Source organism: Rhizobium ruizarguesonis (assembly GCF_012349115.1).
GTDB classification, from domain to species: Bacteria; Pseudomonadota; Alphaproteobacteria; order Rhizobiales; family Rhizobiaceae; genus Rhizobium; species Rhizobium ruizarguesonis.
The window spans coordinates 180,150-199,681 of sequence record NZ_PQIG01000133.1 but is presented as its reverse complement, the minus strand read 5'-3'; the positions used below and the strand labels follow the sequence as shown (position 1 = coordinate 199,681).

The window sequence follows — 19,532 nt, the reverse complement described above, 5'->3', positions numbered from 1 at the left end:
ATGAACCACGAAAAACGCGGCCTTGAATTCTATCTGCTGGCGATCTTCTTCATCATCTTCGTGCTGTTCCTCTACGGCCCGCTTTCGGCAATCCTGATCCTCTCCTTCCAGGGGCCGGATGGCGGCCTGACCTTCCCGATGAACGGCGTTTCCACGCACTGGTTCTTCAACCTGTTCGAGAAGCAGGCGGTCGGCGATTTCGGCGCTTCCTTCCGTCGCTCCTTCACTCTCGGGCTGATGGTGATGGCGGTGACCGTCATCGTCTCGCTGCTTGCCGGCCTTGCCTTCCGGCGACGGTTTCGCGGTTCGACGGCGCTGTTCTATGCCACGGTCGCAAGCCTCGTCGTGCCGTCGATCATCATCTCGCTCGGCATCGGCGTCGTCTTCCAGGAGGGAGGGCTGAAGCCTGCCTGGTATTCGTCGGCCTTTGGCGCCCATCTCACCTGGACGCTGCCGTTCGGCGTGCTGATCATGTTTGCCGTCTTCAACCGCTTCTCGCCGGCCTATGAAGAGGCAGCGCGTGACCTTGGCGCCAACTCCTGGCAGACGTTCCGCCATGTCGTGCTGCCGATGATCGCGCCGAGCCTGATCGGTGTCGGCCTGTTCGGCTTCACGCTCTCCTATGACGAATTCGCCCGCACTCTGATGACATCAGGCACCTACAATACGCTGCCGCTCGAAATCTACGGCATGACGACTAACGTCACGACGCCGGTGCTCTATGCGCTCGGCACGGTGACGACGCTGTTTTCCTTCACCATCATTCTCCTCGCACTCGGCATCATGACGATGCTCAGCCGGCGGCAGGCAAAGATAAGCTGACATGCGCATCCTCATCGTCAATCCGAACACCACGGCCTCCATGACCGACAAGGCCGCGACCGCCGCGCGTGCAGTGGCGGCATCAGGCACGGAGATCATCGCGGCCACCTCGCGCATGGGGCCGGTCTCCATCGAGGGACATTACGACGGCGCACTGGCGATCCCCGGCCTGCTCGCCGAACTCAAGGAGCGGCAGGCGGCAGGTTATGACGCGGCCGTTATCGCCTGCTTCGACGATACCGGGCTCGAAGCGGCACGAACCTTTGCCGATGTGCCGATCCTCGGCCTTTGCGAATCCGCCGTGGTGACGGCGGGCTTCCTGGCGCAGCGCTTCACCGTGGTGACGACGCTGGAGCGGTCGCGGGTGCTGATCGACAATCTGGTGCGCCGCTACGGCATGGGCGACCGCGCCAGGGTGCGCGCCTCCGACATCCCGGTGCTGGAGCTGGAAGATGCGGCCTCGGGCGCGATAGGCAAGCTCAGGGCCGAGATCGAGCGGGCGCTTTCGGAAGACGGCGCCGAGGCGATCGTGCTCGGCTGCGCCGGCATGACCGATCTGGCGCGTGAGCTGCAGGAGATCTACGGCGTGCCTGTCGTCGATGGCGTTGCCGCCGCCGTCAAGCAGGCCGAAGCGCTGGTGTCGCTCGGACTTTCCACCAGTAAGCGCGGCTCCTACGCATCGCCGTTGCCGAAACCCTTCACCGGGGCGATGAGCAGTTTCTCGCCGGTCCTCAAGGTCGGCTGAACTGATGTCCGTCTCTTTCGATTTCAAGCAGCTCACCGAGCGCGAACGCTACAAGCTGATGATCGGCACGATCATCCCGCGGCCGATCGCGCTGGTGACGACGGTCGACGAGAATGGCCGGGTCAACGCCGCACCCTTCAGCTTCTTCAACTGCCTTTCGGCCGATCCGCCGATCCTCGCGATCGGGGTCGAGAACAATGCCGACATGTCGTTCAAGGATACCGGCCATAATATCCGCATGACCGAGGTGTTCACGGTCAATATCGTCTCCTTCGCGATCGCCGAGGCGATGCATGTCTGCGGCGCTCTTTGTCTTCGCGCAATTCCGGACGCAAAACCGCTGCGCAGTTCTGCCGGAATTGCTCCAGGGATAGCCCCAAGTTTTTGCTTTACTTTTTCGGCTCCCGCAAGAATGGTCGGCTACGGATCATTGCGGCAGAGGAGCGCTTTACCCATGACAATCGAGGACGATCTCAGCCGGATCGCGGAGCAGGAGAAAGTCCTAAGCTTCGACGCCTTCGACCTGACGACGGCGTGGCAGCTCGGCAAGCTCCTGCAGGAACTCGCCACCGAGCGCGGCCTCGGCATCGCGATCGACGTGACCCTGCATTCGATGCCGGTCTTCTATGCGGCACTCCCGGGCGTGACGCCTGATAACGTCAACTGGGTCCGCCGCAAGCGCAATATGGTGCTGCGCTATTTCCGCAGCAGCTATGCCTCCGGCCTGAAGCTGCAGAAAGACGGCAAGACGGTCGAGGATAATGGACTTTCCGGCGCCGACTATGCGCCGCACGGCGGCAGTTTCCCGATCAACGTCAAGGGCAGCGGCTGCATCGGCGCCGTCACCGTCTCAGGATTGCCGCAGCGCGACGACCACAATCTTGCGGTCGAGGCGCTGGCGCTGATGCTCGCGAAGGATCTGGATACGCTCCGGCTCGCCCCGTCGCTTTGATGCGGTTTCTCCCGCCGTAATTTTGACAGAAAAAAGCCATGAAAACTGCAAATTCGCGTCGCCGTGCCGGTGACGCGGGCTTGTCCTGCGGCTAAGCTGCGGCATCGCACTCCTCATCTTACCCGGGACGCCATGATCCGCTTGTTCCTTGCGCTTGCCGCCACCATCGGCTTCGGCCTTTTCCTTGCCTCCTGCAACACTCTTTCCAAGGAGGAATGCGTTGCCGCCGACTGGAGAGTGATCGGCGAGAGCGACGGCGCGGCGGGCTACGAGCCGCAACAGCGCTTCGCCGCACATGCGAAATCCTGCGAGCGGGTGAAGATCGTGCCCGATCAGACGATCTGGTTTCAGGGATATCAGGCCGGTCTGGTGCGCTACTGCACGCCGCTCAGCGGGCTTGCGCGCGGCCAGGCGGGCAGCGGCTACGCCAATGTCTGCCCGCCGGAGACCGCGCCCGGTTTCCTGCGCGGCTTCGGCGTCGGCAGCAAGCAGCACGAATTGCAGGCGAGGCTCAGCTCGATGCAGAGCGACTATACCAATAAGGAGATGAGCATTGACGAGCTTTCCGACAAGCTGAGGGATGCCAAGGACGGTGACCGGTCGGAACTGCGCCGGCGGATCGAGGATCTCGAAGACGACATGCACGACATCCGCCGCGACCAGCGCGACGTGCAGGACGATCTCGACCGTGTCAACGAGGATGTCGAATGGTTCCAGCGGAACCCGACTGCCGAATTGCCGGCGCCGGGTTACTGATCCCCGACCTCAGAGCTTCCCGCCGGCCTCGGCGATGCCCTTTGTCAGGCTGCCCGTTGCCGGGAAGAGCGGGATGAGGCAGGCCTGCAGGGCGTGATAAATATCGCCCTTGCCGGGGAACAGTGAGTGCGAGGGAACGAGATCTTCCGTCAATTCCTCGTGCCAGCCGCCGTTCTTGTGGTCGATGAAGGCGCGCTCGATCACGTTCCAGATCTTGCGGTAGCTCTCTTCATGGAAATCGCTTGGCAGGTGCTCGTTGAGGAAATGTGCAGCGGCTGCACCTTCGCAGGCTGGCCACCAGAGCTTGTTGCGCTTGGCAGGCTTGTCGTCCCAATCGAGCGTATAGAAGAACCCGCCCTTGTCGTTGTCCCAGCCGAGCGCCATGGATTGCGCAAAGAGCGCCTTGGCCGCATCCGGCATCCATTCGATGCGTTTGCCGCCGAGCGCCCAGAGCTGCAGGATGAGGCGGGCCCATTCCAGCCAGTGGCCGGGCGTCGTGCCGGCCGGGCGGAACATTTCGTTCGGATGATAGTAGGTCTTGTCGAGATTCCATTCGGCATCGAAATGCTCGGCGACGCGCCAGTCCACCGAACCGGCGGCGCGGCGGATGACGAGATCGGCGATGCTTTCGGCCTTGGTCAGATATTCCCGGTCGCCGGTGGCTTCGAAGGCCGCCATCAGCGCTTCGGTCAGGTGCATGTTGGAGTTCTGGCCGCGATAGGCGCCGCCATCGAGCGGCTGCCAGTCGGCGGTGAATTCCTCGGCGATGGCGCCGTGCTTTTCTTCCCAGAATTTCGTGTTGAGGATCTCGGTGATATCGTCAAGCATGCCGTCGGCAAGGGGATGGCCGATCGTCTTTGCGGCTGAGGCGGCCAGCAGCACGAAAGCATGGCCATAGCCCTGCTTGTTGGAATCGACCGGACCGTTATCATCAAGCGACCAGAAATAGCCGCCGTTTTTCCGGTCGCGATGATGGTTCCAGATATAATCCATGCCGTGGTCGACGACGTCGGAGGCGCCGGGACGTCCGAGCAAGGCGCCGATCGAGAAGCAATGTACGGCGCGCGCGGCGATATGGATGCCGCGAACCTGGCCCTCGGCGTCGAGAGGCCTACCTTCGTCGTCGAGATCGTAGAAACCGCCCTTGGGGTTGACTGAATTGTGCTGGAAGAAATCGAAGAGACCGTTCGCTTGGGTCAGCAGCCAGCCGCGGTGATAGGCGCGGGTCGTCCAGTTTCCAAGCACGGCGTTGCCGGTTGCGGGTGCCATGATGCTCCTCCGATTTCGTGCACAAAGCGTTGTAAACGCCTATATAGGCGTCGTGCGAGTCTGTCATCCGGCGAGATTTGCAAAGCACGAAATCGACAGGCATATATTGACATAAAGATATCTTTATGTGATTTGGAAGTCTGGTCTTACGACGTCAAGGAGCCCTCCCGTGTTTGACAATCTCTTTGGTCCGGAAACGGGCAAGCGTGACGGCAGTGAAGTTTTCGCAGCTTTGAAACAAGCCGCGAGCGAGCGCATCCTTGTTCTCGACGGCGCCATGGGCACGCAGATCCAGGGGCTCGGCTATGACGAAGACCAGTTTCGCGGAACGCGCTTCATCGGCTGCGCCTGTCACCAGAAGGGCAATAACGACCTTCTGATCCTGACCCAGCCGGACGCGATCGAAGAGATCCATTACAGATACGCCAAGGCTGGCGCCGATATTCTCGAGACCAACACCTTCTCCTCGACCCGCATCGCCCAGGCCGATTACGAGATGGAAGGTGCGGTCTACGACCTCAACAAGGAAGGTGCGGAGATCGTGCGCCGGGCAGCGCAGCGCGCCGAGCGCGAGGACGGCCGCCGTCGTTTCGTCGCCGGCGCCATCGGCCCGACTAACCGCACCGCCTCGATCTCGCCCGACGTCAACAATCCGGGGTTCCGCGCCGTGACCTTCGACGATCTGCGTTCCGCCTATGGCGAGCAGATCGACGGGCTGATCGACGGCGGTGCCGACATCATCCTCATCGAGACGATCTTCGACACGCTGAACGCCAAGGCGGCGATCTTCGCCTGCGAGGAGCGCTTCGAGGCCAAGGGCGTGCGCCTGCCGGTGATGATCTCGGGCACGATCACCGATCTTTCCGGCCGCACGCTGTCCGGCCAGACGCCGTCGGCCTTCTGGAACTCGGTGCGTCACGCCAATCCCTTCACGATCGGCCTCAACTGCGCGCTCGGCGCCAATGCGATGCGCCCGCATCTGCAGGAGCTTTCGGGTGTTGCCGACACCTTCATCTGCGCCTATCCGAATGCCGGCCTGCCGAACGAGTTCGGCCAGTATGACGAAACGCCGGAGCTGATGGCGGCGCAGATCGACAGCTTCGCCCGCGAAGGCCTTGTCAACATCGTCGGCGGCTGCTGCGGCTCGACGCCGGAGCATATCAAGGCGATCGCCGAGACTGTTGCGAAATACAAGCCACGGCCGATCCCCGAGCATCGCCCCTTCATGTCGCTGTCGGGTCTCGAACCTTTCGAACTGACGAAGGACATCCCCTTCGTGAATGTCGGAGAACGCACCAACGTCACCGGCTCGGCCCGCTTCCGCAAACTGATCACCAACGCCGATTTCACGGCAGCGCTCGATGTGGCGCGCGACCAGGTCGAGAACGGCGCGCAGGTGATCGACATCAACATGGACGAGGGGCTGATCGACTCCGAAAAGGCGATGGTCGAATTCCTCAACCTGATCGCCGCCGAGCCTGACATCGCCCGCGTGCCTGTCATGATCGACTCGTCGAAATTCTCAATCATCGAATCCGGCCTGAAGCGCGTCCAGGGCAAGCCGATCGTCAACTCGATCTCGCTGAAGGAAGGCGAGGAGAATTTCCTCGCCCAGGCGCGGCTGTTGCACAATTATGGTGCCGCCGTCGTCGTCATGGCCTTCGATGAAACGGGGCAGGCTGACAGCTATGAGCGCAAGGTGGAAATCTGCACGCGCGCCTACAAGCTGCTGACCGAAAAGATCGGCTACCCGCCCGAGGATATCATCTTCGATCCGAACATCTTCGCGGTCGCGACCGGCATCGAGGAGCACAATAATTACGGCGTCGACTTCATCGAGGCGACGCGGACGATCCGCGAGCGCATGCCGCTGGTGCATATTTCGGGCGGTGTTTCGAACCTGTCCTTCTCGTTCCGCGGCAACGAGCCGGTGCGCGAGGCGATGCACGCCGTGTTCCTCTACCACGCCATCCAGGCGGGCATGGACATGGGCATCGTCAATGCCGGCCAGCTTGCTGTTTACGACAACATCGATCCCGAGCTGCGCGAGGCCTGCGAGGATGTAGTGCTGAACCGCCGTCCCGACGGCACCGAGCGGCTGCTCGAAGTGGCGGAGAAATTCCGTGGCGGCGCGGCACGCGAAGGCCGAGTCCAGGATCTTTCCTGGCGCGAATGGAGCGTCGAGAAGCGTCTCGAACATGCGCTGGTCAACGGCATCACCGAATATATCGGGGCCGATACCGAGGAGGCGCGCCAGCAGGCTGCAAGGCCGCTGCACGTCATCGAAGGGCCGCTGATGGCCGGCATGAACGTCGTCGGCGACCTCTTCGGCTCGGGCAAGATGTTCCTGCCGCAGGTGGTCAAGTCGGCGCGCGTGATGAAGCAGGCGGTGGCCGTGCTGCTGCCCTACATGGAAGAGGAAAAGCGCCTCAATGGCGGCGAGGAACGCCGGTCGGCCGGCAAGATCCTGATGGCGACGGTCAAGGGCGATGTGCACGATATCGGCAAGAACATCGTCGGCGTCGTGCTTGCCTGCAACAATTACGAGATCGTCGACCTCGGCGTCATGGTGCCGGCGACGAAGATCCTCGAAACGGCGATTGCCGAAAAGGTCGATGTCATCGGCCTTTCCGGCCTGATCACGCCGTCGCTCGACGAGATGGTGCATGTCGCGGCCGAAATGGAGCGGCAGGGCTTCGAGATCCCGCTGCTGATCGGCGGGGCAACGACCAGCCGCGTGCATACGGCCGTGAAGATCCATCCCGGCTACAATAAGGGGCAGACGATCTACGTGACCGATGCGAGCCGCGCCGTCGGCGTCGTCTCGGCCCTGCTGTCACCGGAGAACCGCCAGGCCTATGTCGACGACATTCGCGCCGAATATGCCAAGGTGGCGGCCGCCCATGCGCGCAGCGAGGCCGAGAAGGTGCGCTTGCCGTTGCCCCGGGCTCGCGAGAATGCGCATAAGGTCGATTGGTCTGCCTACCGGCCGGTGAAGCCGCAATTCTTCGGCACACGGGTGTTCGAGGATTACGATCTGGCCGAGCTTGCCAAATATATCGACTGGACGCCGTTCTTCCAGACCTGGGAGCTGCGCGGCCGGTACCCCGCCATTCTCGACGACGAGAAGCAGGGCGAGGCGGCGCGTGCGCTCTGGGCCGATGCGCAGGCCATGCTGAAGAAGATCATCGACGAGAAGTGGTTCCGCCCGCGCGCCGTCATCGGCTTCTGGCCGGCCGGCGCGGTCGGCGATGATATCCGGCTGTTCACGGACGAGAGCCGGAAGCACGAGCTTGAGACCTTCTATACGCTGCGCCAGCAGCTTTCCAAGCGGGACGGGCGGCCGAACGTGGCGCTCTCCGACTTCGTGGCGCCTGTCACAAGCGGTGCTCAGGATTATGTCGGCGGCTTCGTGGTGACAGCGGGTATCGAGGAAATCGCCATCGCCGAGCGTTTCGAACGGGCGAACGACGATTATTCCTCGATCCTCGTCAAAGCGCTGGCCGACCGCTTCGCCGAAGCCTTTGCCGAGCGCATGCACGAGCGGGTGCGGCGCGAATACTGGGGCTATGCCAAGGACGAGACGCTCAGCAAGGAGGATCTCATCACCGAAGCCTATGCCGGCATTCGCCCGGCGCCTGGTTATCCCGCCCAGCCCGACCACACCGAAAAGGCAACACTCTTCAAGTTGCTCGACGCTGAAAAAGCGGCCGGCGTGAAGCTGACAGAGAGTTATGCGATGTGGCCGGGCTCCTCGGTCTCCGGCCTCTATATCGGCCATCCCGACTCCTATTATTTCGGCGTCGCCAAGGTGGAGCGCGATCAGGTGGAAGACTATGCGGCCCGCAAGGGCATGGAGGTTTCCGAGATCGAGCGCTGGCTCGGGCCAGTGCTGAACTATGTGCCGCGCAAGACCGAAACCGAGATCGAGGATGCGGCGTAACCAGCCGTTTGGCGTCGTCCGCTGATAAAGTGATTCAAGAAACGAGGAAGCCGGAAAGTGATTCACTTTCCGGCTTCATGCTTTTGAAAATCAAGAAGATTATTCTTTGGAGCCGATGATGTCGGCTTTGCGTTTCAAGTCACCGCGATCGTCAGCTCCGCGACGAAATCATAGGCGTCGCCGCGATAGAGCGAGCGGGTGAATTCGACGGCGCGGCCGGAGCCGAGATAGGAGATACGCTCGATCGACAGGCCGGCCGCACCGACGGAGACGCCGAGAAGCTGGGCGTCGGCTTCCTTCATGTTGGTCGCCGAGATGCGCTGCACGGCGCGCACGGGGCGAACCTGGAGGCGTTCGAGCTCGGCATAGAGCGAATTGGTGACGGCTGAGGGATCGGGCAGGAATTCGCCGGAGACGCTGGCGTTCTCGATTGCCAGCGGCTGGTCGTCGGCGATGCGCAGGCGGGAGAGGCGCGAAACCTTGACGTCGGTACCGAGGCCAAGGATCATCATCTCATCGGGCGAGGGGGTATGGATGCCCTTGTGCAGCCATTCGGAGCGGGAGGACATGCCGCGGCGCGCCATATCCTCAGTAAAGGAGGTGAGCTGCGACAGGCGTTGCTCGACCTTGGAGACCGGCTTGGCGACGAAGGTGCCCGAGCCGTGGCGGCGCACCAGCAGGCCGTCGGCGACAAGTTCGTCGATCGCCTTGCGCACGGTGACGCGGCTAACGGCGGCGAATTCGGCGATGTCGCGCTCCGGCGGCAGCGCATCGCCGTGGCCGAGCGTGCCGGTGCGCACGGCCTCTTCGAGCATGCGACGCAGCTTGACGTAGAGCGGGCCGGTGCCGGCAGCCTGCAAGCGCTCCAGGGACAGGATGGTAGCGAGGTCGTCGCTCATGCCGCACCTCTCTGCTTGTTGTTCAAGAGCTTCACCGCAAGTTCCACTGCGCCGTGCAAGGCATCGTTCTTCGGTCTGGCGAGCAGCGGCCTGTAGCGTTCGGAAAGCCAGGGTTCATAAGCTTCGGCAAGACCGCCGAGCAGGCAGATCGAGGGGCATTCGGGCCAGAGCAGCGCGTCGAGGCTTTCGCCGATCGCCGTTGCCGCATCCGTGACGATGCCGACCGCGATGGCATCGCCCTTGGCCGCATGCTGAAAGACGATCGGTGCGTAGCCGGCAAAGTCCTTCGGTCTTGCCGAATGGGCGAATTCGACGATGCGCTCGGGATCGTTGCCGTATTCGGTCATGACCGCGTCGGTGATCGGCGATGCCGGGCGCACCCCGTCATGGGCGAGCAGCGATCGTTCCAGCAGGTCGCGACCGAGGCGGGCGCCGCTTGCCTGGTCGCCGACAACGAAACCCCAGCCGCCGATGCCGTTCAGCCGGCCATCCCTACGGGCATTATAAACCGAGCCGGTGCCGAAGGCGCCGACGATGCCGTCGGCATCGCCGAGCGCGCCCTGCAGGGCGATCAGCGCATCGGTGACGACGCGGCCTTCGGTGAAGGGCAGGGCCTTTTCGATTCGTCTACCATAATCGCCGACATTGGCGCCGGCGACGCCGACGACGGCTGCGACGGAGGAAATGGTTTCAGCGGCAAGCCCGGCATCGCCTAGCGCCTGCCGGGCGGATTCGACGATATTGAGAAGGGAGTTTTCCAGATCCGACAGGATGTTGGCAGGGCCGGCTTTGCCACGGCCGATGACATTGCCGTTCCTGTCCGCGACTGCGGCCCGGCAGCTCGTTCCGCCGCCGTCTATGCCGATTGCAAGCTCCGTCATCGGGCCTCCGAATATGCCGTTCCCTATGTTTTTTAATACAATACCAAAAAAATACCATTTACCAAGTGGGAATGACGTGGAAAATCAATCTTTTTATCATATTGATTTTGCTTGATTAAATTTTTTAATGAGTTTTATCAGGCCGAAAAGTTAATTTCGGCTGGACAATTGGTATTTTTTTGGCATTAATTCGGCAAAAGGGAACAGCACTTCGAAGCCCACGAAAACCGGCAGTTAAGTCAAGCCGGAACCGCTTCGAGGATGATCGAGAGAACGACCCCCGGCCCATCAAGCTGGGGGCGAATTCGGGCATCCATCGGCTTTCCCCATCATTTCGCCGCTCCCGGTGCAGCCGCCGGGAAGGCGCGCAGTTCGGCCGCAGGCGATCCGCCTTCGTGTCCGTCGAGCTTTCGGGACCGGCATTGCTGGCGGTCCTCCAAGGGGCGTTGGGTGTTGCCTCAGACACACCAATTGCTTGTTTCAGATCGAAAACAGCGCCTCGCGGCGCTTAAAACAGGAGAGGGAAATGAAAAACACTGCTCTGAAAAGCCTGCTGCTTGCCTCCAGTCTGCTGAGTTCAGCGGGTCTCGTCCACGCCGCCGACGTCACGCTGACGGTCGAAAGCTGGCGTAACGACGACCTGCAGATCTGGCAGGAAAAGATCATCCCGGCTTTCGAAGCCAAGAACCCGGGCATCAAGATCGTTTTCTCGCCGACCGCGCCGACCGAATACAACGCCTCGCTGAATGCCAAGCTCGATGCAGGCTCCGCAGGCGATATCATCACCTGCCGTCCGTTCGATGCCTCGCTCGAACTCTTCAACAAGAAGCAGCTCACTGACATCACCAGCCTGCCTGGCATGGAGAACTTCTCGCCGGTCGCCAAGGCCGCCTGGAGCACCGACGACGGCAAGTCGACCTTCTGCGTGCCGATGGCTTCTGTCATCCACGGCTTCATCTACAACAAGGATGCCTTCGACAAGCTCGGCATCTCTGTGCCGAAGACCCAGGACGAGTTCTACGCAGCGCTCGACAAGATCAAGGCCGACGGCACCTACATTCCGCTCGCCATGGGCACGAAGGACCTCTGGGAAGCCGCTACCATGGGCTACCAGAATATCGGCCCGAACTACTGGAAGGGTGAGGACGGCCGCGCCGCCCTGATCGCCGGCAAGGAAAAGCTGACGGATGCCGACTGGGTCAAGCCCTATGAAGAGCTTGCCAAGTGGAAGCCCTATCTCGGCGACGGCTTCGAAGCCCAGACCTATTCGGACAGCCAGAACCTGTTCACGCTCGGTCGTGCCGCGATCTATCCGGCCGGCTCGTGGGAAATCTCGCTATTCAACAGCCAGGCACAGTTCAAGATGGGCGCCTTCCCGCCGCCGGTTCCGAAGGCCGGCGACACGGGCTACATCTCCGACCATCCGGATATCGGTGTCGCTCTGAACACCAAGAGCACGCATGCCGAGGAAGCCAAGAAGTTCCTCAGCTGGGTCGCTTCGCCTGAGTTCGCCGATATCTACGCCAACGCGCTGCCGGGCTTCTTCAGCCTGAACTCCAACCCGGTCAAGATGTCCGATCCGCTCGCTCAGGAATTCGTTTCCTGGCGCGGCCCGTACAAGTCGACGGTGCGCTCGACCTACCAGATCCTGTCGCGCGGCACGCCGAACCTCGAAAACGAGACCTGGGTCGAATCGGCCAATGTGATCAACGGCACGGATACGCCTGCGGTTGCTGCCGAAAAGCTCCAGAAGGGCCTCGACAGCTGGTACAAGCCGGCCAAGTGATGTGATCCGGGGCGGCGTTTGCAGCCCCTCATCCGGCCTGCCGGCCACCTTCTCCCCGCTCGCGGGGAGAAGGAGACTCGCAGCGACCTCCCAGCCCGATAGCATCTCAACAGGGCGTGTTCCCTCTCCTCCCAGGTGGCAGAGAGTTAGGGTGAGGCGCAACGTTTTCCACCTGTGCTGCCCTTGCAGCCAGTCGACAAGAACAGGCAAAAGCCATGAGCGAAACAGACAACGCGGCTGATATTGTCCCGATCAAGCGCGCGGTGCGCTGGCACATTTTCGTCTTCATGCTGCCGGCCCTGATCGTCTATTCGGCGGTCATGGTGCTGCCGCTCATCGAAACTCTTCGGCTGTCGCTCTACAATACGGTCGACGGGCAGCCGGCCTTCGTCGGACTGGCGAATTTCAAGGTGCTGTTCGGCGATGCGCGCTGGGCGCGCGATTTCTGGAATGCCCTTGTCAATAACCTGATCTTCTTTGCCATCCACATGTGCGTGCAGAACCCGATCGGGGTGGCGCTTGCCGCCCTGCTTTCGGTGCCGAAGCTGCGCGGCGTCGCCTTCTATCGCACGGCGATGTTCCTGCCGACTCTGCTCTCCTTCGTCATTGTCGGCTTCATCTGGAAGCTCATCCTTTCGCCGATCTGGGGCGTGGCGCCCTGGATGCTGGATCTCATCGGGTTGAAATTCTTGTTCGCGCCCTGGCTCGGCAAGTCCGGTTCGGCGCTGATTGCGGTGTCGCTGATCTCGAACTGGCAATATATCGGCATTCCGATGATGCTGATCTATGCCGCACTGCTCAGCATCCCCGAAGAGGTGATCGAGGCGGCCGAATGCGACGGCATCACCGGCTGGGCCCAATTCTGGAAAATCAAGCTGCCGCTCATCCTGCCGGCGATCGGCATCATCTCGATCCTGACCTTCGTCGGCAATTTCAATGCCTTCGACCTGATCTATACCGTGCAGGGGGCGCTTGCCGGACCTGACATGTCGACCGACATTCTCGGCACGCTGCTCTACCGCACCTTCTTCGGTTTCCAGCTTCAGCTCGGCGACCGCTCGATGGGCGCGACGATTGCCACAGTGATGTTCCTCATCATCCTCGCCGGCGTCTCGCTTTATCTGTTCGTCATCCAGCGGCGCATGCGTCGCTACCAATTCTGAGGAGCGCGCATGTCCAAGGCACGCACATCTCCCATCCGCACCGGCCTAGTGCATCTGGCGCTGAGCGCCTATACGCTGGTCGCGCTGTTTCCGGTGTTTCTGACCATCGTCAACTCGTTCAAGGATCGTGCCTCGATCTTCCGCGAGCCGCTGATGATCCCGACGCCATCGACCTTCAGTCTGGTCGGCTATCAGACGGTGCTCGGGCAGGGCGATTTCGCCACCTATTTCCAGAACAGCTTCATCGTCACGATCGTCTCGATCCTGCTGGTGCTGCTCTTCGGCGCAATGGCGGCCTTCGCGCTCTCGGAGTACCGCTTCCGCGGCAATATGCTGCTTGGTCTCTACATGGCGATCGGCATCATGATCCCGATCCGTCTCGGCACGGTGGCGATCCTGCAGGGCATGGTGGCGGCCGGCCTCGTCAATACGCTGACGGCGCTGGTTCTTGTCTATACCGCGCAGGGCATACCGCTGGCGATCTTCATCCTGTCGGAATTCATGCGCACGGTTTCGGACGATCTGAAGAATGCCGGGCGCATCGACGGGCTTTCCGAATATGCGATCTTCTTCCGCCTGGTGCTGCCGCTGGTGCGCCCGGCCATGGCGACGGTCGCGGTCTTCACGATGATCCCGATCTGGAACGATCTCTGGTTCCCGCTCATCCTGGCGCCCTCCGAGGCCACCAAGACGGTGACGCTCGGCTCGCAGATCTTCATCGGTCAGTTCGTCACCAATTGGAACGCGGTGCTGGCGGCGCTGTCGCTGGCGATCCTGCCGATCCTCGTCCTCTACGTCATCTTCTCGCGGCAGCTGATCCGCGGCATCACGTCAGGAGCTGTCAAGTGAGCCAATCCGAAAAGCCGATCCGTGTCCTCGTTGCCGGCCTCGGCAATATGGGCCGCAGCCACGCGCTCGCCTATCACAACAATCCGGGTTTTGAGATCGTCGGTCTCGTCAACCGCTCGAGGCCACAATTGGAGCCCGAGCTGCAGGGCTATACGATCCATCCCGACTTCACGACGGCGCTCGCCGAGCTGAAGCCGGACCTCTGCTCGATCAACACCTATTCCGACAGCCATGCCGATTATGCGGTCGCCGCCTTCGAGGCGGGCTGTGATGTCTTCGTTGAAAAGCCGCTGGCAACCACCGTCGCCGATGCCGAGCGCGTCGTCGCGGCGGCTGGGAAGGCCGGGCGCAAGCTGGTGATCGGCTACATCCTTCGCCATCATCCTTCCTGGATGAAACTGATCGAGGAGGCACGCAAGCTCGGCCCGCCTTACGTCTTCCGCATGAACCTCAACCAGCAGTCCAGCGGCCCGACCTGGGCGACGCACAAGTCGCTGATGCGTACCACCTCGCCGATCGTCGATTGCGGTGTGCATTATGTCGACGTCATGTGCCAGATCACCGACGCGAGGGCTGTCGAGGTGCGCGGCATGGGGCTGCGCATGTCGGAAGAGATCGCCGCCGACATGTATAATTACGGTCACTTGCAGGTGCTGTTCGAGGATGGTTCCGTCGGCTGGTACGAGGCCGGCTGGGGTCCGATGATCTCGGAAACGGCCTTCTTCGTGAAAGATGTGATGTCGCCAAAAGGCGCGGTGTCGATCGTCATGGATCCGAACGCCAAGTCCGACGATATCGACACGCACACCAAGACCTCGGTGATCCGTCTGCACACGGCCGAGACCGGCCCGGACGGCAAGTTCATCCGGCCCGACCAGGACATGACGATGGAAGGCGAACCCGGCCATCAGGCGCTCTGCGACCTGGAACAGGCCTTCATGCTGAGGGCGATCCGCGAGGATCTGGACCTCGACCGCCATATGGCGGATGCGGTGGCGTCGCTGCGCATCTGCCTTGCCGCCGACGAGAGCGTGCGTACCGGCCAGCCGGTCAGAATATAAGGAAAGACCCGTGGGATCGCTTCAACTCAAATCCATCCGCAAGACCTATGGCACGCATGAGGTGCTGAAAGGCATCGACCTCGAGGTCAAGGACGGCGAATTCGTCATCTTCGTCGGGCCGTCGGGCTGTGGGAAATCGACGCTGCTGCGCAGCATTGCAGGCCTCGAAGACGTCACGTCGGGCGCCGTCGTCATCAATGGCCGCGACGAGACGCTGACGCCGCCGGCCAAGCGCGGCATCGCCATGGTGTTCCAGTCCTACGCGCTCTACCCGCATCTGACGGTCAAGGATAATATGGGGCTCGGTCTCAAGCAGGCCGGCACCGCCAAGGACGAGATCGACAATCGTGTCAGCAAGGCATCCGGCATGCTTTCGCTGGAACCCTACCTGGCGCGGCGGCCGGCCGAGCTCTCCGGCGGCCAGCGCCAGCGTGTCGCCATCGGCCGTGCCATCGTGCGCGAACCGGAACTCTTCCTGTTCGACGAACCGCTGTCGAACCTCGATGCGGCGCTGCGCGTCCAGACCCGCCTTGAAATTGCCCGGCTGCACCGCAGTCTGAAGGCGACGATGATCTATGTCACCCACGACCAGGTCGAGGCAATGACACTTGCCGACAAGATCGTTGTCTTGAATGCAGGGGCAATCGAGCAGATCGGTTCGCCGATGGAACTCTACAAACGACCGGCCAATGTTTTCGTTGCCGGCTTCATCGGCTCGCCGCAGATGAATTTCATCGCGGCCGAGAAGGTCGGCGATCATAGCGCCAAGACCATCGGCGTGCGTCCCGAACATATGACGCTGTCGCGCGAGCAGGGGACTTGGGCTGCGAAGGTCGTGCATGTCGAGCATCTCGGCGCCGACACGATCATCTATCTGGAATCCGACCAGTGCGGCCTGCTGACCGCGCGTCTTTTCGGCGAGCACCAGTATGAGCCGGACGAGATCGTCTATGCGACCCCGGACCAGACGCATGTCCACCGCTTCGATGTAGACGACCAAGCGATCCGCTAAGCGCATGACAGAACGAAAAAGCCCCGCCAGCCAGCCTGGCGGGGCTTTTTCGTTTCCCGCCGCTCGCGGTTCGATCAGCCGAGCACGGGCCGCATGAAGCTGCGTTCATAGCTGACGATGCTGCGGTTACGTTTGTCGAGTTCGAAAGCGGCCTGACATTCCGGATCGTTTGCCATGCGTGTGCGATAGTCCTCGTAGGCGGCAAGGCTCGGGAAGGAAAACAAGGCAACGGCAATATTGTTGGCGCCTTCGGACGGCAGGAAATAACCGTGATGGGTGCCACCCATCCTGTTGACGATCGGAATCCAGAGCCGAGCATATTCCTCAAATTCGGCAAGCTTGTACGGATCGATCACATAACGCAGGTGGCAGGTAATCATTGAAATATCCCATCAGGTAAGATGTTGGGCGGAAGGCTGCCCGGCTGATTTGGTTTGCTCAACTTCTGGCATCGAGCTGGGGGAGTTCAAGTGCTTTTTGGTGATGACTGCATCACGATTGCTGACGGCTCGGACGAGCTGAAATGAAAAAGGCACCGTTTCGCGGCGCCTTATGTCTCAGCAGTATTGGCGAAATCAGTCGCGGATGATGAGCAGGTCGGCTGCCATGAAGCGCAGGGTTACCGTTTCGCCGGCCTGCGGCGGGGTGGTGCCCGGGCTGTTGAACATGTCGAAGGAGATGACGTTGCCTCCGACATTCATGCGGGTGCGGATGACCGACCCCAGGAAGTGGGCCGAAACGACCTGACCGGTCAGTGCCGTGTCGCTCTTGACACTGTCGGAGAGCGAGCCGGCTTCCGGACGCAGCGCCAGCGAAATGGTTTCGCCGGCCTTGTGGGCGGCGACCGACTGCTTCAGCGTTATGCCCTGATCGCCGATCTGGATGCGGTTGGTATCGGGATCGACGACCTTGGCCTCGATGAGGTTCAGCGTGCCGACGAAGGAGGCGACGAAGCGCGTCGCCGGTGTATTGTAGATCTCGAAGGGCGAACCGATCTGGTCGGCCTTGCCGGCGTTCATGACGACGATGCGGTCGGAGATCGACAGGGCCTCTTCCTGATCATGGGTGACGAAGACCGTGGTGATGCCGAGTTGCTGCTGGATCTGGCGGATTTCCTCGCGCAACGACACGCGGATCTTGGCGTCGAGTGCGGAGAGCGGCTCGTCGAGCAGCAGCACTTGCGGCTTGACGGCGAGCGCGCGGGCAAGGGCAACACGCTGCTGCTGGCCGCCCGACATCTGATAGGGGAAGCGGTCGGCCAGGTGATCGAGCTTGATCAGGCCAAGCATTTCCTTGACGCGGGCGTCGATTTCGGGCTTCGGGGCGCCGGCGACCTTGAGACCGAAGGCGACATTGTCGTGCACCGTCATGTTGGGGAACAGCGCGTAGGCCTGGAACACCATGCCGATATTGCGCTGGTTCGGCTTCAGCGAGCTTTGGTCCTTGCCGTTGATGGTCAGCGTGCCGCCGCTCGGCGTCTCGAAGCCGGCGATCATCCGCAGAACGGTCGTCTTGCCGCAGCCCGACGGTCCGAGGAAGGAGACGAACTCACCCTTTTCGATCGTCATGTTGAAGTTCTTGACGACCTGAACCGGGCCGAAGGATTTCTGAATGTTGGTCAGCGTGAGAAAAGACATGAGCCAGATACCTTAAGCCTTTGCCGGGGCGGCTTTGCCGAAGCGGGAAACGAGATTGAGCAGGCCCATGCTGAGCCAGGTGATCGAGAAGGCGATGACGGCGAGCGCCGAAGGCTCATAGGCCTTGTTGGCGCCGACCAGCTGCAGGTAGGGACCGAAGGCCGGACGGTTCAAAAGTGCGGCAAAGGTGAATTCGCCCATGACGATCGCGAGCGTGATGAAAGCGCCTGAGAGCACGCCGCTCATGACATTCGGGAAAATGCACTTGAACATGATGGTCGTCCATCGGGCGCCGAGGCTTTCGGCCGCTTCCGTCAGCGTGCGGACGTCGATGGCGCGCATGGCGGTATCGACGGCGCGGTACATATAGGGCAGGGACAGGGTGATATAGGAGAAGACCAGCAGGATGTTGGTGCCGGTCGTCGAACCCGTCAGCGGTAGGTAAGAGGATGAATTATACATCCTGAGGTAACCGAAGACGATGACGATCGCCGGAATGACGAGCGGCAGCAGCGTGATGAATTCCACGACTGGACGCATCTGCGGCAGGCGCAGGCGCACCCAATAGGCCGTCGGCACGACGAGCAGCATGCCGAAGACGATGGTGAACAACGCCATCAGCATGGAATAGCCGAAGGTCTCACGGAACTGAATGTCGGAGAAGACCGACTCGTAGGCATCGAGGCTGTATTCGCCGCGGCGCATGCGCAACGAAAACTCGATTGTTCCGATCAACGGAATGACGAAATAGGATGCACCCAGAATGACGGCGATCCAGGCTCCGAGACGTTGAGCTTTCATTTCTGCCACCGTTCGGCGCGCATGCGCAGCATGAGGTAAAGGACGTTGGAGACGCCGGTGATGACGATCATGCCAAGCGCAATGGCGTAACCGAGATTGGCATTGTGCAGAACGTCGCCGCGGATCTGTGCATAGAGCAGGATCGGCACGATGTTCAGCGAGCTGCCGGTCAGCGCGAAAGCGGTGGCGATGGCGCCGAAAGCGTTGGCGAAGAGCAACAGCGTCGTGCCTAGCAGGCTCGGCCAAAGGATCGGCAGCGCGACCATCGTCCAGTATTGGCGGTTGGTGGCGCCGAGGATCTGCGAGGCTTCGCGCCATTCCTTCTTCATGCCGTCGAGGGCCGGCGTCAGGATCAGCACCATCAGCGGGATCTGGAAATACATGTAGGTGATGGTGAGGCCGAAGAAGGACAACAGATTAAAGCCGGTGCCGTAGAGATTGAAGCCGAACCATTCGCGCAGGAAAATCGTCACAAGCCCGGTGCGGCCGAGCGTTGCGAGAAAGGCAAAGGCAAGCGGCACGCCGGCGAAATTCGAGGCGACGCCGGAGAAGGTCAGCAGCGTCGAACGGATGGAGGCGGGCAGGCCGCCGAGCACGACGGCCCAGGCGAGGAAGAAGCCGATCAGCGCACCGCCCAGAGCTGACGCCACCGACACACGGATACTGATCGAGTAGGCGCTCATGATGGATGGGGTAAAGAGATCACCGATATTCTTCAGCGTCAAATCGCCCTCGGGCGTCAGGAATGCGCCCGCCACAAGATAAAGCGTGGGGATGATCAGGAACAGCAGGGAGAAAATGATGAAGGGTGCAATGCCCAGCCAGTCGATCACGCGATCTCTGTTGATCAAGGGGGCACTGCGCACCATAGGCGTTGAAACGGTGCTCATGGAAAAGCTCATCCTGGGGCGTCGGAGTGAGAAAACCTCCCCGCCTTGCGGCGGGGAGGCAGGATC

Annotated in this window: 17 protein-coding genes and 1 pseudogene; 11 read left to right on the top strand and 7 right to left on the bottom strand. The window is 61.5% G+C overall.

Translation table 11 applies throughout. From position 1 onward, the window contains the following. The 5 genes and pseudogenes from C3Y91_RS35680 to C3Y91_RS35660 all read left to right on the top strand — a co-directional run bounded on the left by C3Y91_RS35680 (position 1) and on the right by C3Y91_RS35660 (position 3,275). Positions 1–822, top strand: a complete 822-nt coding sequence (locus C3Y91_RS35680; RefSeq protein WP_024320739.1) for an ABC transporter permease — start codon at positions 1–3, stop codon at positions 820–822. Position 823: 1 nt separating this feature from the next. Continuing rightward, on the top strand, positions 824–1,567 hold the full coding sequence (locus tag C3Y91_RS35675) for an aspartate/glutamate racemase family protein (RefSeq protein ID WP_024320740.1): 744 nt from the start codon (positions 824–826) through the stop codon (positions 1,565–1,567). Positions 1,568–1,571: 4 nt separating this feature from the next. Continuing rightward, positions 1,572–1,878, top strand: a pseudogene (locus C3Y91_RS35670) (flavin reductase family protein); the annotation flags it as partial. 143 nt (positions 1,879–2,021) lie between these two features. Beyond that, entirely contained in the window at positions 2,022–2,519 is a 498-nt protein-coding gene (locus tag C3Y91_RS35665; RefSeq protein ID WP_130686699.1) for a heme-degrading domain-containing protein, read from the top strand. A 132-nt stretch (positions 2,520–2,651) separates the two neighbouring features. Further along, a complete protein-coding gene (locus C3Y91_RS35660; RefSeq protein ID WP_075224138.1) occupies positions 2,652–3,275 on the top strand; it encodes a DUF2799 domain-containing protein in 624 nt (207 codons plus the stop codon). A gap of 9 nt (positions 3,276–3,284) precedes the next feature. On the opposite strand, the gene C3Y91_RS35655 is transcribed toward C3Y91_RS35660, so the two are convergent. After that, on the bottom strand, positions 3,285–4,544 hold the full coding sequence (locus C3Y91_RS35655; RefSeq protein WP_075224137.1) for an AGE family epimerase/isomerase: 1,260 nt from the start codon (positions 4,542–4,544) through the stop codon (positions 3,285–3,287). Positions 4,545–4,713: 169 nt separating this feature from the next. On the opposite strand from C3Y91_RS35655, the gene metH reads away from it, so the two are divergent. Beyond that, positions 4,714–8,487 (top strand): methionine synthase, encoded by a 3,774-nt coding sequence (gene metH / locus C3Y91_RS35650; protein ID WP_075224136.1) that lies wholly within the window; start codon positions 4,714–4,716, stop codon positions 8,485–8,487. A 134-nt stretch (positions 8,488–8,621) separates the two neighbouring features. On the opposite strand, the gene C3Y91_RS35645 is transcribed toward metH, so the two are convergent. Together C3Y91_RS35645 and C3Y91_RS35640 are read right to left on the bottom strand one after the other, a co-directional pair. After that, complete coding sequence (locus tag C3Y91_RS35645) at positions 8,622–9,386, bottom strand: GntR family transcriptional regulator (RefSeq protein WP_011652849.1); 765 nt, start codon at positions 9,384–9,386, stop codon at positions 8,622–8,624. Further along, positions 9,383–10,267 (bottom strand): glucosamine kinase nucleotide-binding domain-containing protein, encoded by an 885-nt coding sequence (locus C3Y91_RS35640; RefSeq protein WP_075224135.1) that lies wholly within the window; start codon positions 10,265–10,267, stop codon positions 9,383–9,385. The genes C3Y91_RS35645 and C3Y91_RS35640 overlap by 4 nt, the downstream gene beginning before the upstream one ends. A gap of 526 nt (positions 10,268–10,793) precedes the next feature. Here C3Y91_RS35640 and C3Y91_RS35635 point away from each other — a divergent pair. The 5 genes from C3Y91_RS35635 (at position 10,794) to C3Y91_RS35615 (ending at position 16,138) form a co-directional block, all read left to right on the top strand. Continuing rightward, the gene (locus C3Y91_RS35635; RefSeq protein WP_018074093.1) at positions 10,794–12,053 is read left to right on the top strand and encodes an ABC transporter substrate-binding protein; all 1,260 of its coding nucleotides are present in this window, start codon (positions 10,794–10,796) and stop codon (positions 12,051–12,053) included. A 215-nt stretch (positions 12,054–12,268) separates the two neighbouring features. Continuing rightward, positions 12,269–13,216 (top strand): carbohydrate ABC transporter permease, encoded by a 948-nt coding sequence (locus C3Y91_RS35630; RefSeq protein WP_018074094.1) that lies wholly within the window; start codon positions 12,269–12,271, stop codon positions 13,214–13,216. Positions 13,217–13,225: 9 nt separating this feature from the next. Next, the gene (locus C3Y91_RS35625) at positions 13,226–14,065 is read left to right on the top strand and encodes a carbohydrate ABC transporter permease (RefSeq protein ID WP_018074095.1); all 840 of its coding nucleotides are present in this window, start codon (positions 13,226–13,228) and stop codon (positions 14,063–14,065) included. Then, entirely contained in the window at positions 14,062–15,126 is a 1,065-nt protein-coding gene (locus C3Y91_RS35620; protein ID WP_168576373.1) for a Gfo/Idh/MocA family oxidoreductase, read from the top strand. Before C3Y91_RS35625 ends, C3Y91_RS35620 begins: the two co-directional genes overlap by 4 nt. Before the next feature lie 10 nt (positions 15,127–15,136). Then, positions 15,137–16,138 (top strand): ABC transporter ATP-binding protein, encoded by a 1,002-nt coding sequence (locus C3Y91_RS35615; RefSeq protein ID WP_130769100.1) that lies wholly within the window; start codon positions 15,137–15,139, stop codon positions 16,136–16,138. A 74-nt stretch (positions 16,139–16,212) separates the two neighbouring features. On the opposite strand, the gene C3Y91_RS35610 is transcribed toward C3Y91_RS35615, so the two are convergent. The 4 genes from C3Y91_RS35610 to C3Y91_RS35595 form a co-directional block, all read right to left on the bottom strand. Further along, complete coding sequence (locus tag C3Y91_RS35610; protein WP_018074098.1) at positions 16,213–16,518, bottom strand: NIPSNAP family protein; 306 nt, start codon at positions 16,516–16,518, stop codon at positions 16,213–16,215. A 195-nt stretch (positions 16,519–16,713) separates the two neighbouring features. Then, on the bottom strand, positions 16,714–17,775 hold the full coding sequence (locus C3Y91_RS35605) for an ABC transporter ATP-binding protein (RefSeq protein ID WP_024320751.1): 1,062 nt from the start codon (positions 17,773–17,775) through the stop codon (positions 16,714–16,716). 12 nt (positions 17,776–17,787) lie between these two features. Next, entirely contained in the window at positions 17,788–18,576 is a 789-nt protein-coding gene (locus C3Y91_RS35600; RefSeq protein WP_024320752.1) for an ABC transporter permease, read from the bottom strand. After that, positions 18,573–19,466, bottom strand: a complete 894-nt coding sequence (locus C3Y91_RS35595) for an ABC transporter permease (protein WP_020397649.1) — start codon at positions 19,464–19,466, stop codon at positions 18,573–18,575. The genes C3Y91_RS35600 and C3Y91_RS35595 overlap by 4 nt, the downstream gene beginning before the upstream one ends. Positions 19,467–19,532: the final 66 nt, after the last annotated feature.